The organism is uncultured Jatrophihabitans sp. (assembly GCF_964244045.1).
Classification (GTDB): Bacteria; Actinomycetota; Actinomycetes; order Mycobacteriales; family Jatrophihabitantaceae; genus Jatrophihabitans.
The window spans coordinates 16,951-30,747 of sequence record NZ_CAXTHK010000021.1; the positions used below are offsets into that span (position 1 = coordinate 16,951).

General features: G+C 68.0%; 15 protein-coding genes, 1 tRNA gene and 1 pseudogene. 8 read left to right on the forward strand and 9 right to left on the reverse strand.

All coding sequences use genetic code 11. The annotated features are described in order from the left end of the window. Nucleotides 1–11: 11 nt before the first annotated feature. The gene (locus tag ACFFC4_RS15315; protein ID WP_375502373.1) at nt 12–1,424 is read right to left on the reverse strand and encodes a dihydrolipoyl dehydrogenase family protein; all 1,413 of its coding nucleotides are present in this window, start codon (nt 1,422–1,424) and stop codon (nt 12–14) included. Between ACFFC4_RS15315 and ACFFC4_RS15320 the strand changes: the two genes are divergently transcribed. Both ACFFC4_RS15320 and ACFFC4_RS15325 read left to right on the forward strand, forming a co-directional pair. Next, entirely contained in the window at nt 1,423–1,878 is a 456-nt protein-coding gene (locus ACFFC4_RS15320) for a globin (protein WP_375502375.1), read from the forward strand. The two genes, ACFFC4_RS15315 and ACFFC4_RS15320, sit on opposite strands and share 2 nt — an antisense overlap. Next, nucleotides 1,875–3,446 (forward strand): glycoside hydrolase family 13 protein, encoded by a 1,572-nt coding sequence (locus tag ACFFC4_RS15325; protein ID WP_375502377.1) that lies wholly within the window; start codon nt 1,875–1,877, stop codon nt 3,444–3,446. The genes ACFFC4_RS15320 and ACFFC4_RS15325 overlap by 4 nt, the downstream gene beginning before the upstream one ends. Here the strand turns inward: ACFFC4_RS15325 and ACFFC4_RS15330 are convergent. The 4 genes from ACFFC4_RS15330 to ssb form a co-directional block, all read right to left on the reverse strand. Continuing rightward, nucleotides 3,439–4,083, reverse strand: a complete 645-nt coding sequence (locus ACFFC4_RS15330; protein ID WP_375502379.1) for a hypothetical protein — start codon at nt 4,081–4,083, stop codon at nt 3,439–3,441. The genes ACFFC4_RS15325 and ACFFC4_RS15330 overlap by 8 nt on opposite strands. Continuing rightward, nucleotides 4,080–4,475: an acyl-CoA thioesterase gene (locus tag ACFFC4_RS15335; protein ID WP_375502381.1), complete on the reverse strand. Its 396-nt coding sequence runs from the start codon at nt 4,473–4,475 to the stop codon at nt 4,080–4,082. Before ACFFC4_RS15335 ends, ACFFC4_RS15330 begins: the two co-directional genes overlap by 4 nt. A gap of 26 nt (nt 4,476–4,501) precedes the next feature. Further along, entirely contained in the window at nt 4,502–6,184 is a 1,683-nt protein-coding gene (ettA, locus tag ACFFC4_RS15340; RefSeq protein WP_375502383.1) for an energy-dependent translational throttle protein EttA, read from the reverse strand. Nucleotides 6,185–6,294: 110 nt separating this feature from the next. Continuing rightward, a complete protein-coding gene (gene ssb, locus ACFFC4_RS15345; RefSeq protein WP_375502385.1) occupies nt 6,295–6,819 on the reverse strand; it encodes a single-stranded DNA-binding protein in 525 nt (174 codons plus the stop codon). A 197-nt stretch (nt 6,820–7,016) separates the two neighbouring features. Here ssb and ACFFC4_RS15350 point away from each other — a divergent pair. The 3 genes from ACFFC4_RS15350 to ACFFC4_RS15360 all read left to right on the forward strand — a co-directional run bounded on the left by ACFFC4_RS15350 (nt 7,017) and on the right by ACFFC4_RS15360 (nt 8,644). Further along, nucleotides 7,017–7,089 (forward strand) — tRNA-Arg (locus tag ACFFC4_RS15350). A gap of 212 nt (nt 7,090–7,301) precedes the next feature. Next, nucleotides 7,302–8,120: a peptidoglycan-binding protein gene (locus ACFFC4_RS15355; RefSeq protein ID WP_375502387.1), complete on the forward strand. Its 819-nt coding sequence runs from the start codon at nt 7,302–7,304 to the stop codon at nt 8,118–8,120. Then, entirely contained in the window at nt 8,120–8,644 is a 525-nt protein-coding gene (locus ACFFC4_RS15360) for a hypothetical protein (RefSeq protein WP_375502389.1), read from the forward strand. The genes ACFFC4_RS15355 and ACFFC4_RS15360 overlap by 1 nt, the downstream gene beginning before the upstream one ends. 110 nt (nt 8,645–8,754) lie before the next feature. On the opposite strand, the gene ACFFC4_RS15365 is transcribed toward ACFFC4_RS15360, so the two are convergent. Continuing rightward, complete coding sequence (locus tag ACFFC4_RS15365; protein WP_375502391.1) at nt 8,755–8,895, reverse strand: hypothetical protein; 141 nt, start codon at nt 8,893–8,895, stop codon at nt 8,755–8,757. Nucleotides 8,896–9,247: 352 nt separating this feature from the next. Between ACFFC4_RS15365 and ACFFC4_RS15370 the strand changes: the two genes are divergently transcribed. From ACFFC4_RS15370 to ACFFC4_RS15380, 3 genes and pseudogenes are all read left to right on the forward strand, one after another. After that, a complete protein-coding gene (locus tag ACFFC4_RS15370) occupies nt 9,248–10,639 on the forward strand; it encodes an aldehyde dehydrogenase family protein (RefSeq protein ID WP_375502393.1) in 1,392 nt (463 codons plus the stop codon). Nucleotides 10,640–10,690: 51 nt separating this feature from the next. After that, nucleotides 10,691–10,843: pseudogene (locus ACFFC4_RS15375) on the forward strand (TetR/AcrR family transcriptional regulator); the annotation flags it as partial. Between the two features lie 126 nt (nt 10,844–10,969). Beyond that, nucleotides 10,970–11,191, forward strand: coding sequence for a hypothetical protein (locus tag ACFFC4_RS15380; protein ID WP_375502395.1), 222 nt, complete (start codon nt 10,970–10,972; stop codon nt 11,189–11,191). A gap of 4 nt (nt 11,192–11,195) precedes the next feature. Here ACFFC4_RS15380 and ACFFC4_RS15385 read toward each other — a convergent pair whose 3' ends face one another. Genes ACFFC4_RS15385 through ACFFC4_RS15395 form a run of 3 tightly spaced genes read right to left on the reverse strand, consistent with a single transcriptional unit; the run spans nt 11,196 to nt 13,671 of the window. Continuing rightward, nucleotides 11,196–11,399: a hypothetical protein gene (locus ACFFC4_RS15385; RefSeq protein ID WP_375502397.1), complete on the reverse strand. Its 204-nt coding sequence runs from the start codon at nt 11,397–11,399 to the stop codon at nt 11,196–11,198. 17 nt (nt 11,400–11,416) lie between these two features. Continuing rightward, a complete protein-coding gene (locus ACFFC4_RS15390) occupies nt 11,417–12,550 on the reverse strand; it encodes a fatty acid desaturase family protein (protein ID WP_375502399.1) in 1,134 nt (377 codons plus the stop codon). Between the two features lie 14 nt (nt 12,551–12,564). Next, nucleotides 12,565–13,671 carry a ferredoxin reductase gene (locus ACFFC4_RS15395; protein ID WP_375502401.1) on the reverse strand — a complete coding sequence of 369 codons (1,107 nt, stop codon included), beginning with the start codon at nt 13,669–13,671 and terminating at the stop codon, nt 12,565–12,567. Between the last annotated feature and the right edge of the window lie 126 nt (nt 13,672–13,797).

Sequence of the window (13,797 nt, forward strand, 5' to 3'; positions counted from 1 at the left end):
CTTCGCGTGGGTCAGGCGAGGGCCTGGAGGGCCTCGAGCACGCCGCGGTGCAGGGTCGGGAAGACATAGTGCATGGTCAGCATCGTCGACACGGGCACCTTGGCGTGCACGGCCAGCGTCAGCATCCCGATCAGCTCGCCACCGTGCGGACCGCAGGTGGTGGCGCCGACGAGCAGCCCGGTATCGGCGTCCTGGACCACCTTGATGAACCCGGCATTACCGGCGCCGTAGATCCAGCCCCGGCTGTTCGACGCGATCTGCTGCACGCCGACCTTGACGCTCAACCCGGCGTCGCGGGCCTGCTGCTCACTCATGCCCACCCGGCCGATCTCGGGGTCGGTGAACGTCGCCCAAGCCATGGCGTCGTAACCGCCGAACGGCTCGTCACGCCGGAGCAGATGGGCGCCCAGCACCCGCGCCTGCCACACGGAGACGTGGGTGAACGGGCCCTTGCCGGTGACGTCGCCGATCGCGAACAGCCCGTCGACCGTCGAGCCGTCGGCGTCCTGGACCTGCATGTGGTTGTCGACGTCGAGCTGGTGGGCCGACGGGTCGAGGTCGACCGTCTCGAGCCCGATGTGGTCAAGGTTGGGGGTGCGGCCCGCGGCAAGCAGCAGCTTCTCGCCGGTGACGGTGCTGCCGTCGGCCAGTCTTACTTGAACCCCGGCTATACCTCCAGCACCAGCTTCGACCTTGTTGACGGCCTGCCCGCATCGCACGGTGATGCCCCCGTCGGCGAATACCTGCTGTAACACCTCACCGGCCTCGGGCTCCTCGCGGCCCAGCAACCGCGCACCCTGCTCGACCAACGTCACGGCGGTGCCGAAGCGCGCGAAGCCCTGCGCGAGCTCACAGCTGATGACTCCTCCGCCCAGCACGACCATCGAACGCGGCGCGGTCTTCGTGCGCAGGATCTCGCGGTTCGTCCACACCGGGCCGTCGACACCGGTTTCCAGGCCGTCCAGCCCGTCGATCGGCGGGACGCTCGGCCGGGTGCCGGTGGCAACCGCGACCGCCGCCGCGGTGTGGGTCTCGCCGCCGACCTCGACGAGCAGCCGCCCCTGGTCGTCGCGACCGGCCAACTTGCCCGAGCCGCGGCGGAACGTCGCGCCGGATTCCTCAAGGCGCTCGACCGCCACCCGGTCGTCCCAGTCGTCGGTGGCCTCGCTGCTGATGCGCTCGGCCACCACGCCGAAGTCGGGCTCGTCCGAGGCGTGCCCGGCGAGCTGGTCGACCCGGCGCGACTCCGCCAGGACGTCGGCCGCGCGCAGGATCATCTTCGACGGGATGCAGCCGAAGTACGGACACTCACCGCCGACCAACCGCTCGTCGATGCCGAGCACCGACTTGCCGGCCTTGGCCACCTGCTCGGCCAGGTCCTCGCCACCCGGCCCAAGCCCCAACACGATCAGATCGAAGTCCATGACCGGACGGTACTCAGCCGTCGGGGACAATGGCCGTGTGGGCGGAGCACTTGGCAACCAGCAGGGCAGGGAAGAACGGGCGGACACCTTCTACGCCGCAATCGGCGGCGAGGAGACGTTCCGTCGGCTCGTCGACGCCTTCTACGCCGGCGTGGCCGAGGACGATGTGCTGCGCCCGCTCTACCCCGAGGACGAACTCAGCGCCGCGGCCGAACGGTTGCGGCTGTTCCTCATGCAGTACTGGGGTGGGCCAACCACCTACTCCGACGAGCGTGGCCACCCGCGGCTGCGGATGCGCCATGCCCCGTTCCCGATCGGGGTCGCAGCCCGCGACGCCTGGCTGCACCGGATGCGGCACGCTCTCGACACGCTGGCCCTGCCCGCCCAGTACGACGCCACCATGTGGAGCTACTTCACGACCGCCGCCGAGTCGATGCGTAACCTGCCCGGGTGACTGTCTCGGTCCCGTGGTGGGCGTCCGCCGTGTTCTACCAGGTGTATCCCCGCAGCTTCGCTGACGGCAACGGCGACGGCACCGGCGACCTGATCGGCGTCCGTGAGCGTCTCGACCACCTCGTCGAGCTGGGCGTCGACGCGCTGTGGATCTCACCGTTCTACCGCTCGCCGATGGCCGACGGTGGCTACGACGTCGCCGACCCCTGCGACGTCGACCCGATCTTCGGCACGCTCGCCGACTTCGACGAACTCCTCGACGCGGCGCACACCCGCGGGGTGCGGATCACCATCGACATGGTGCCCAACCACTTCTCCGACCAGCACCCGTGGTTCCAGGCCGTGCTGGCCGGCGACACCGCACTGCGCGACCGCTTCGTCATCCGCCCCGGCCGCGGACTCGACGGCGCGCAGCCACCCAACAACTGGCCCTCGCAGTTCGGCGGCCCGGCGTGGACGCGGTTGCCCGACGGCGAGTGGTACCTGCACCTGTTCGCGCCCGAGCAGCCCGACCTGAACTGGGAGAACCCGGCGGTGCCGGCGGAGTTCGAACGCATCATGCGCTTCTGGCTGGACAAGGGAGTCGACGGGTTCCGCATCGACGTCGCGCACTCCATGGCCAAGCCGGCCGGCCTACCCGACCTCACTCCGGCAGCGCTGCGGCGTGCCCTGGACGGCGGCAACATGCCCGACGCCGCCGACGTGCGGTGGGACCAGGACGGCGTACACGCCTATCACCGCCTGTTCCGGCAGGTGCTCGAGTCCTACGACGGCGAGCGGATGGCCGTCGGCGAGACATGGGTCGCGGACGCTCGGCGACTCGCGCTCTACGTCCGCCCTGACGAGCTGAACCTCACGTTCAACTTCGAACTGGTTGTTGCTCTGTGGGGTGCCGACTCGTACCGCAGCGCCATCGACGACTCGCTCTCCGCACTGACCGAGGTCGGCGCGCCGTGCACCTGGGTGCTCTCGAACCACGATGTGGACCGGGTAGCCACCCGCTACGGCGGCGGCGCGATCGGTGTCGCCCGGGCACGCGCCGCTGCGCTGGTGCAGCTCTCCCTGCCCGGCGCGGTGTACCTCTACAACGGTGACGAGCTGGGCCTGCAGAACGTCGAGCTGCCCGACGACGCCCTGCAGGACCCGACCTGGGAACGCAGCGGACACACCGAACGCGGCCGCGACGGTGAGCGGGTGCCGCTGCCGTGGAGCGGCTCGACCGCACCCTACGGCTTCACGACCGGAACGCCGTGGTTGCCGATGCCTGAGGGCTGGGCCGCGGTGACGGTCGAGGCCGAAGGCGCCGACCCGGGCTCGACGCTGCACCTCTTCCGCACAGCGATCGCACACCGCCGAACGTCGCTGGCCGAGCTACCCGACTCGAAGGTCGACTGGCTCGAAGCGCCGGCCGGCTGCCTGTCCTACCGCCGCGGTGCGGTGACTGTGCTGCTCAACGCCGGCTCGGCATCGGTGCCGTTGCCGCCGGGCGACGTGCTGATCGCGTCCGGGCCGGTGAGCGGTGGCCAGTTGCCACCCGACACCGCAGTCTGGCTCAGGTCGACTACCTGAGGGTCAACGCGCTGGGCTGCTCGAGGTAGACGGTGCCGTACTCCGCGACGACCCGGGTCCACCGACCGTGGACGTCGACGAGGGTGCGGCCGCCGTGGGGCAGGAAGCCCATCCGAGTGAGGGCCGACAGCGCCCGCAGCGATACCTCAGCCCGAGTGCCGGTGTCGTCCTCGACGGTGAGCACGGTCGAGTCCAGCAGTGCATCGGCCACCTCGGCCCGCGGCTGGGCGCCAGGCACCCCTTCGCGAACAGCGGCGTCGCGCAGTGCGACGGCACCGCTTCGCACAAGCGGCCGCACGACGTCGTCGGGCACGGATTCGATGCGCGCCCAGCCGGTTGCGGGCGGCAGACCGGTGCGCCACTCGACGTCGCGGGCGGGCGGGGGTTCATCGGTTTCGCAGTCGAGCCAGGCAAGTAACTCGCTCGCGCGGGCGGTGACGTCGGTGCTTACGTCGCGTCCGGGCGCCTCAACGGTGCGCGAGACGAGCACGCCGAACGGCAGCCGCACCAGCGCCGTGGCGGTGCGATCGACCAGGCGGATGCGCGTGAGGCTCTGCGCGTCGAGCGTGACGGCCCGACGCAGCACCGGTGCGAGCTCGTGCAGCGTCTCGCGGTCGGCGCCGGTCAGCGGGGTCACCGTGCGGACGCCGGCTCGTCGGCGAACCCACGGAGCACCTCGCGTTCCTCGTCGGTGAGCCGGCGCGGTCGGTCGTGGGCGAAGTCGACGGTGACACATTGCGTCGAGGCCCGCGCCGCGACGACGCCCTCGTCGAGTACCTCGTAGTGCACGACGAACGACGCGCCACGGATCGTGTCGACCCACGCCTCGATCCGGAGCGGCTCGGGGTGGTAGATCACCGGCCGTAAATAGGTGATCTCGTGCTTGGCGATGACCGTGCCGTCGGCGAAGCTGACGAACCGGTCGAAAAACATGGCCACCCGGGCCTGCTCCAGGTAGGTCAGGTACGCAGTGTTGTTGACGTGCCGGTAGGCGTCCATGTCGGACCACCGCATGTGCACGTCGTGCACGAACCGCGCCACACCGTTGTCCCGGATCAGTCGCGCGTCAGTTTGCGGTGGGTAACCGCGTGCGGGCGGGCGGCGTCCGGGCCGAGTCGCTCGATCTTGTTCTTCTCATAGCTCTCGAAGTTGCCCTCGAACCAGAACCACTGCGCCGGATTGTCGGCCGAACCCTCCCAGGCCAGGATGTGCGTGGCGATGCGGTCGAGGAACCAGCGATCGTGCGACGTGATCACGGCGCAGCCCGGGAACTCGAGTAGCGCGTTCTCCAAAGAGCCGAGGGTCTCCACGTCGAGGTCGTTGGTCGGTTCGTCCAGCATCAGTACGTTGCCGCCCTCTTTCAAGGTCAGGGCCAGGTTGAGGCGGTTGCGCTCGCCGCCGGACAGCACCTTGGACGGCTTCTGCTGGTCCGGCCCCTTGAATCCGAACGCGCCGACGTAGGCGCGCGACGGCATCTCGACGTTGCCGACCTTGATGTAGTCCAGGCCGTCGGACACGAGCTCCCAGACGTTCTTCGTCGGATCGAGCCCGCCACGGTTCTGGTCGACGTAGCTGATCTTGACCGTCTCGCCGATCTTGAGCTCACCGGCGTCGACGCGCTCCTGGCCGACGATCATCTTGAACAGCGTGGTCTTGCCGACGCCGTTCGGGCCGATGATGCCGACGATGCCGCCGCGCGGCAGCGTGAAGGACAGGTCCTTCATCAGCAACTCGCCGTCGAAGCCCTTGTCGAGATGGCTTGCTTCGACCACGACGTTGCCCAGGCGCGGGCCCGGCGGGATCTGGATCTCCTCGAAGTCGAGCTTGCGGGTCTTCTCTGCCTCTGCTGCCATCTCCTCGTACCGAGCGAGACGTGACTTGCTCTTCGTCTGCCGCCCCTTGGCGTTCTGCCGGACCCAGTCGAGCTCGTCGCGCAGCCGCTTCTGCAGCTTCTGGTCCTTCTTGCCCGCGACCGCCAGCCGTTCAGACTTCTTCTCGAGGTAGGTCGAGTAGTTGCCCTCGTAGGGGTAGGCGCGACCCCGGTCGAGTTCGAGGATCCACTGCGCGACGTTGTCCAGGAAGTACCGGTCGTGCGTAACGGCCAGCACGGCGCCGGCGTAGCTCGCGAGGTGCTGCTCGAGCCACTGGACGCTCTCGGCGTCGAGGTGGTTGGTGGGCTCGTCGAGCAGCAACAGGTCGGGCGCCTCGAGCAGCAGCTTGCACAGTGCGACTCGGCGACGCTCGCCGCCGGACAGGTGCGTGACCGGCGAGTCGCCGGGCGGGCAGCGCAGCGCGTCCATGGCCTGCTCGATCTTGCTGTCGAGCTCCCAACCCTCGGCGTGCTCAATGGTCTCCATGAGGTTGCCCTGCTCGGTGAGCAGCGTGTCGAAGTCGGCGTCGGGCTCGCCCATCGCCGCGCTGACCTCCTCGAAACGGGCGAGAGTGGCGCGCAGGTCCGCGACGGCGTCCTCGACGTTCTCGCGCACAGTTTTGGTCTCGTCCAGCGGTGGCTCCTGCTGCAACAGCCCGACGCTGGCGCCATCGGCTAAGCGCGAGTCGCCGTTGGAAGCCTGGTCCAGACCCGCCATGATCTTCAAGACGCTGGACTTGCCGGCACCGTTGGGCCCGACGACGCCGATCTTCGCGCCCGGCAGGAAAGCCAGCGTGACGTCGTCGAGGATGACCTTGTCGCCGTGGGCCTTGCGGACCTTCTGCATGGTGTAGATGAACTGCGCCACTGGAACTCCTGAGGATTGCTGCGCTGTGCTGAGCGATCCAGTCGAGCCTAGTCAGCATCGGCCCGCGGGGCAGCAGGGCCGGGCGCGACGGACCCGGCCCTGCGCGTACCTCAGCTGCCCACGAGCACCGGCTCGCTGTCGACGGAGGCCTCGTCGTCGTCCTCGTAGACCTCCCCCGTCATCGGGTCGATCCGCGACTCGCCACCGGCCACCGACAGGTAGTGGTCGCTGTCGTCGACCGGCATGCCGGTGCCGTCTGCCTCAACCGTCACGCTCGTGTCGCGGTACACGCGATCGAAGGTGGACACACCGCGAAAGAGGTCGTGGCCGATCCCGAACGCCTCCAGCTCGTAGCTCGTGCGCGGCTGCTCGTTCACGACGTAGTTGCGCGTCGAGCAGCGGCCGTACACCAGCACGGGCTGGCCCTTGTGCAGCGAGGCGAACACGTTCTCGGCGGCACCGCGCCAGCTGGTGACGTTCATGTACAGCGTCGAACCATCGACGAACTTGTCCTGCTCGCGGTCGAAGCGCCGTTGTGTCGACGCCACGCGGAACGTGGTGACCTTGTGGCCATTGGTCGTCACCCGCAACCTCGGCTCGTCGACCACGTTCCCGATGATCGCCATTTCGTTCATGCCTTGTCTCCTCGCTTGTATATCCGGTGTCTCCGGCGCCCCCTCGGGCGTGGACCAAGGCAAGCCGGTGGAGCGCGAATGCGGGGCTCGCGATCTGCCACCTGGGGACGGCGAAGCTCCTTGTGGACAGCGCAAGCCGTAGTTGTCGCCGACGCGTGCTATCGGCGCTCGGCCGGTAGATTCGCCCCCGAGGTCCGGCCCCCGTAGCTCAGTGGATAGAGCACCCGCCTTCTAAGCGGATGGTCGCAGGTTCGAACCCTGCCGGGGGCGCCCCGCAGGTGCGCCCCCGGACACAGGTTGCACCAGTCCGTGCCCGTGCGGTCCAGGCAAATCCCCCAAACCGGTGCACAAACCACCCCTGACCCGTCGCTGGTCTGACAGGCCGTGGGCAGCCCTGCCAAACTCGCACCTCGAGCTTCTACATTTCTCAGGATCGGCCCCCCGCCGACCTGCCTAGAAGCACGCATCCGAGAGGTCATCCCATGACCGCGCTCGCGCCAGCGGAGATTCTCGCCGCCAACACGACATTGAAGAACCGTCCGGACAGACCGGCCAGCTATGTGTTCTCCGGGGTGTCCGGCGACGCACGCCATTCCTTCGGCTATCACGTCGACCCGGACGAACTTCCCGCCGCCGATTACTCGGTGGTCACCAAGCGGGACCGGCAAGGCGCCCGCGTCAACCCCCGGTCGGCATCGGCCTGGGATCTGTCCTTCCACCAGCGAGACATGACTCTTGTAACGAACCGGTTGCTGCAGGCCGCCAAGTCTCGGGACCCGCGGATGGTTGGCGTGCGCGAATTCTGCGGCACCCGCAACGGTCGCGACACCTACCCTTGGGACCTGCACACCAACTCCTGCGAAGGCATCAACTCCTGGGACGACTCGCATCTCTGGCACGTCCACATCTCGTTCTACCGAGACGCCACCGCTAAACAGATCCAGGCCGTCGTCAGTGTCATCTGCGGTAAGAACATGAACCTCCCGCAACGGTTCAAAGCGGTGGGCTCGAAGGCCAAGCGCGCGGTCGCCAAGCCGACGTTCGTCCTGCCGCCCGGGCACTATTACGGGCTGATCACCGGACCGAGCGACTCGCACGGGGGTTACTTCGCCACCGAACGACCGGCAGTCCGCCTGATCCAGCAACGGCTGCAGAAGCTGGGCCACGCGCCGAACACGCCCAGCTGGGCCGATGGCAAGTTCGAGCGACCGACCGCGGTGGCCGTGCAGCGCTGGCAGCAGGCCAAGCACCGACCCGTGACCGGGCGGGTCACGGCCGACGACTGGAAGGCGCTGTTCTGATGCCCGACACGTTCACCACCACCCCGGTCACGATCTCCGCGACCCTCGAGCACGATGCCGAGCTGGCGCTCGAGAACCAATACACGTCGTTCGCCAAGCGCGAGCCGGCCATTCTCACCGGCCTGCTCAGCTCGCCAATCCTCGGCCTGGTCACGCTGCTCGCACCCGGCGATCCCTCGAAGCTCTCTGCGCAGATCACCGCCGGTGCCGTTTCCCTGATCGTTGTCCTGCAGGGCTTCCTCGTGCGCCGCTACGTCCGCCCGACATGGAAGCGGACGACCGGCCGCGACTTCCCTGACCCGGCCACCTACAGCGATGCATTCGACGACGGCACCGGCGTTCAGGCGCCTGCCACGCCGCCGCCCTCGGCACGCACGCTCGACGACCGCGCCGACGAGACCACCGGTGAGATGCTCGGGCAGCATGCGCTGCTGAGCGGTCGACACGAGGCTCCGTCGCTCGAGCCCGGTCCGAGCGAGGCAACGGATCCCGACCTGATCAGATCTCTGCTTCCCACCAGCTAGACCGAGCCTATTGGTACTTCACCACGGCCTGCACCCGGCGATGAATGGTGGCGGGGTGCCACGCAACGCGGCCTTCGCCGTCCGACAGATCACTCCCAGTGAGGGCGCCATCACGCGTTCAGCCGGTACCGCAGCTCCTTCACGCCGTGCACGAAGTTGCTGACCAGATAGGGCGGCTCGCCGAGCCGGAGATCGGGCACCCGGGCCCGGAACTCGCCCACGATCGCCTCCAGTGGGGTCTTGGCCAGCATGTTGCCCAGGCAGAAGGGTGGGACACCTTGCCGTCCCGGTTGCCCGAGGGATAGGCCATGACGACCTTCTCCCCGCCGCCATGTTCGGGGAGGTCCTCCAGCTCGAGCATGACGTGCGAGATCAGAGGCCGGCAACGATCGACGTCTGGGTTGCGATACCGACGACCTCGAGCGGATCGCGGTCACCCCGCACGTCCTCGACCTTCCAGGACACGATCAGGTCGGCCGCCTCGGCCACCCGGCTCGCGCTGCTCGGGCCATCAGACGGAATCGAACGAACATAGCCGGACCCTATGTTCGCGCGTCGGCTAATGTCGCCTGCGTAGGGCTCGCCGCCTCGAAGGGATCTCCCATGACGACCTCGCCCGTCACCAACGCGACCAGCAGCGTCCCCGACACGGTGACGCGGTTACGGGCCACGTTCCGCAGCGGCCGCACGAGGCCGATCACCTGGCGCCTCGAACAGCTTGCAGCCATCGAGCGAATGCTCGCCGAGCGCGAGCAGGACTTCCTCGACGCCCTGGCCGCCGATCTGGGTCGGCCGCCGGTCGACGCCTGGCTGGCCGATCTCGCGCCGGTCAAGGGCGAGTCTGAGTACGCCCGGAAGAAGTTGAGCGGCTGGACGCGCCCGACCAGGGTCTCGGTGCCGCTGGGCGTGCAGCCCGGCAAGGCCTGGTACCAGTACGAGCCGCTGGGCGTAGTGCTGATCATCGGTCCCTGGAACTACCCGATCCACCTCGTGCTGGCCCCGCTCGTGGGCGCGATCGCCGCCGGCAACTGCGCAGTCCTCAAGCCCTCCGAGCACACGCCCACCGTCTCGGCCACCATCAAGCGGCTTGTCGAGGAATACCTCGACACCGATGCGGTCACCGTCGTCGAGGGCGCGGCCGACACCACGCAGCTGCTGCTCGACCAGGCGATGGATCACTGCTTCTTCACCGGCGGCCCCGAGATCGGCAAGCACGTGATGGCCGCGGCGGCCAAGCACCTGACGCCGGTCACCCTCGAACTGGGCGGCAAGAGCCCGACGATCATCGCGGCCGACGCGAACGTGCGGGTGGCCGCCCGTCGGGTCGCGTTCGCGAAGCTGCTGAACTCCGGGCAGACGTGCGTCGCCCCGGACTACGTCCTCGTCGACCGCAGCGTGCGCGACGAGTTCGTGCGCGAGCTGCGCACGGCGTCGACGAAGTTCTCCGGCAGCGCCGAGCCGATGCTGCCGATCGTCAGCCCGCGCCACGCCGCTCGCCTGCAGGCCCTGGTCGAGTCGGCGGGCACATCGGCCGTGCAGGGCGGGCACGTCGACGCCGCGGGCAAGCGGGCCGAGCTGACCGTGCTCGTCGACCCCGACCCGTCCTCCGACCTGATGCGGGAGGAGATCTTCGGGCCCGTGCTGCCGATCGTCACCGTCGACTCGTTGGACGACGCGATCGAGTACGTGCTGCAGGGGCCGAAACCGTTGGCTGTCTACCTGTTCAGCGAGAACCGCGACGACGAGCAGCGCGTGCTGGCCGAGATCAGCAACGGCGGCACGGTGATCAACCACCTCATATACAACCTGCTGGTGCCCGGCCTGCCGTTCGGCGGTGTCGGAAACAGCGGCACGGGCGCCTATCACGGCGTGTGGGGATTCCAGACGTTCAGCCACCGCAAGGCCGTTCTGCGTAAGCCCACGCGGCCCGATCCGTCCATCGCCTACCCGCCGTACAACCGGTTCAAGCTGGCCGTGATGCGCAAGCTGTTCTGATTCGATGGCTCGGATCGTCGCCACCAGGACGCCTACTTCGCGACGGCGCTCGACATCCTGACGAGCGACGGACACGGGGCGCTGCGCATCGGTGCCCTCTGCCGCCGCCTCGGGATGACAACCGGCTCCTTCTACCATTACTTCGGCAGCTTCGACGGCTTCGTCAACGAGCTGCTGGTCTCGTGGGAACGAGAGAAGACGTAGCATCTTCGCCGACGCGCTCGACATCGCCGACACCACTGAGCGTGTGCGGACGCTCAAGGAGCGGGCGCTGGCGCTGCCGCACGAGGCCGAGGCGGCGATCCGTGGCTGGTCGCATGTGAACGAGCAGTGGCGACGGTCCAGCACCGAGTTGACGACGAACGCGTCGAGGCGGTGCGGGTGGTGCTCAACCCGATCGTCAGCGGTGACGCAGCTCCGCAGCTCGCGTCGATGGCCGTGTCGGTCATGGTCGGCTACCGGCAGCGCCACACGCCCGTGGATCTGGACGAGCTGTTCGGCGCACTGAACCTGTTCGAGCAAATTGTGCTGCACCACGCAGTGGCGATGTAGGCGATCAGGCGTCCAGGTCGTCATTGGCGGCGCGAGCGCGGGCCGCGGCGTCACGCATCTCGAACACGTCCGACGCCCACTCACCTACTTCGTGGGTGACCTCGCGGATGGCGCCGCTGACGATCGTAGCGATCCGACCGAGGTGCGAGGCCGCCGATTCGGCTACCACCTGCACGGTGTCCTTCGTGATCTCGCCTCTGCCCACCATGGTTCGTGCCCCTCCGGTTACGCCGCTACGAGGTCGTCTGCCCGCTTCACGATATCGGCGGGGGAGTCGTTCGGGTCGTCCTTGCTGCGGGTGGGCAGGGCAAGGCGGAAGATCTTGGCCCAGGTCGAGCCGATCTGGTGGGAGAAACTGCCGGTGTTGTAGGGCAAGCCGTACTTCTCGCACAGCGCCTGGACCTCGGGGGCGATCTCCGGGTACCGACGGGCCGGGACGTCCGGAAACAGGTGGTGCTCGATCTGATGGCTGAGGTTGCCGCTCATGATGTGGAAGAGCGGGCTGCCGGTGATGTTCGCCGAACCCATCATCTGCCGGACGTACCACTCACCCCGGGTCTCGTTCTCGGTCTCGGCCTCGGAGAAAGTGGCCGTGCCGCTCGGGAAGTGACCGCAGAAGATGATCGAGTACGCCCAGAGGTTGCGCACCAGGTTGGCGGTCGCGTTCGCAGTCAGGGTGGTGACGAACTGCGGCCCGGTCAGCGCCGGGAACAGCACGTAGTCCTTCAGGGTCTGCTTGCCGATCTTGCGCCAGAGTCCCTTGAGCAGCGGGATGTTCTCGCTCATCTTGCGCTTACCGGTGACCAGGTTCTCGGCCTCCAGGTCGTGCACTGCGACCCCGTACTGGAAGAACGTCATGAGCAGGAACGCCCAGAGCGGGTTGCCCAGGTAGTACGGGTTCCACTTCTGACTTGCGTCCATTCGCAGAATGCCGTAACCGACGTCGCGATCCTTGTCGAGGATGTTCGTGAACGTGTGGTGCATGTAGTTGTGCGAGTGCCGCCACTGGTCGGCCGGGCAGGCGGTGTCCCACTCGAACATCTTCGAGTTCAGGGCGGGGTCGCGCATCCAGTCGTACTGGCCGTGCATGACGTTGTGCCCGATCTCCATGTTGTCGAGGATCTTGGAGACGGACAGCGCTGCGGTGCCGAGCAGCCAGAACGGCGGCAGCGCGCTGAGCATCAGCGCGGCGCGGCCACCGACCTCGAACGCCCGCTGGGCTTTGATCACGTTGTAGATGTACTCGCGGTCGTCGGCGCCGAGGCTCTCTACGAGGCGCGCTTTGATCGCGTCGAGCTCGCGGCCGAGTTCCTCGACCTGGCTGTCGGTGAGCGGGATGGTGTTCGTCTTGGTCGTCATGGTGGCTCCTTGACTTAGAGGTTGATAGCGACGTCGCCGACGGCGCGACTGATGCACAGCTGCACCTCGACGTCCGGGTCGCTGTTGATCTCCCCGGTACGGATGTTCTGGACGCAGCCGCTGGTTTTGACTTGCGTGCACGAGAAGCAGATGCCCATTCGGCAGCCGTGCTCGGGCGAGAGCCCGGCGGCCTCCGCCTGTTCGAGCAAGGTCTCGCCGGCGTTCTCGGTGGCCAGGCTGCCGAAGCGGGTCGCTCCCGTGACGTCACCGTTGAGCGGCGCAACGGGCGCCGGTGCGAAATCCTCGGTGTACAGCCGTTCCGCCAGATCGCGTCCCTCGAAGTGCGCGCGGACGGCCGTCATCAGTCCGGGCGGACCGCAAAGGTAGGTGTGCGCGTCGGCGTACCAGGCAGCCACGTCGGCGAGGTGCGACTCCTGGAACAGCCCGTGCAGGTCGCCACCGCTGCGCTCCTGCGTGTAAGCGAGCGCGAGGCGCACATTCGGGTGCGCGGCGGCCAGCTGCTGCAGCTCGTCGAGGTAGGCCACGTGCTGCGGCCCGAAGGCATAGTGCAAGAAGACGATCTCGCCGCGGTAGCCCTCGTCGCACAGCGTGCGCAGCATCGACATCACCGGGGTGATGCCGCTGCCGCCGCTGATGAGCAGGATCTTGTCCGGCCGGGGCGAGGGCAACCGGAACGTGCCGTCGGCTTGGCTGAGGCCGACGACCATGCCTGGCCGGGCCTGCGCGTGCAGGTACTGCGAGACAAGACCGTGGGGGTGCGCCTTAACGGTGAGTTCGAACAGTCCGTCGCTACGGCGCTGCGATGACGCCGGGGAGTAGCAGCGGGTGCGACGCACGCCGTTGATGTCGACCGACACCGACACGAACTGGCCGGCCTGAAACCCCTGCCACTGCCGGGTGGGGCGCAGCGTCAACCGCACACTGTCATTGGTGGGGCGCTCGACGGCGATCACCTCGGCCCGCAGCTCGCGAACAGTGAGCATGGGGTTGACGAGCTCGAGGTAGCGGTCGACGCCGTGCGGCGTGGCCAGCGCCTCGAACATGCTCAAAGGCGAGAAGCGTCGCGGACCGGCAAGCCGGCGTGGGTTGAGCAGGGACACCGCACTCTCCTCTCTTTCAGTGAACAACTGTGCACTACCAGTGTGTCGACGTCCGCGTCGCCATGTCAACGCGACGGGGCGTGACGGCGGGCACGTGGGGCGTAGCCTTCGAGCTGTGAGCGACGC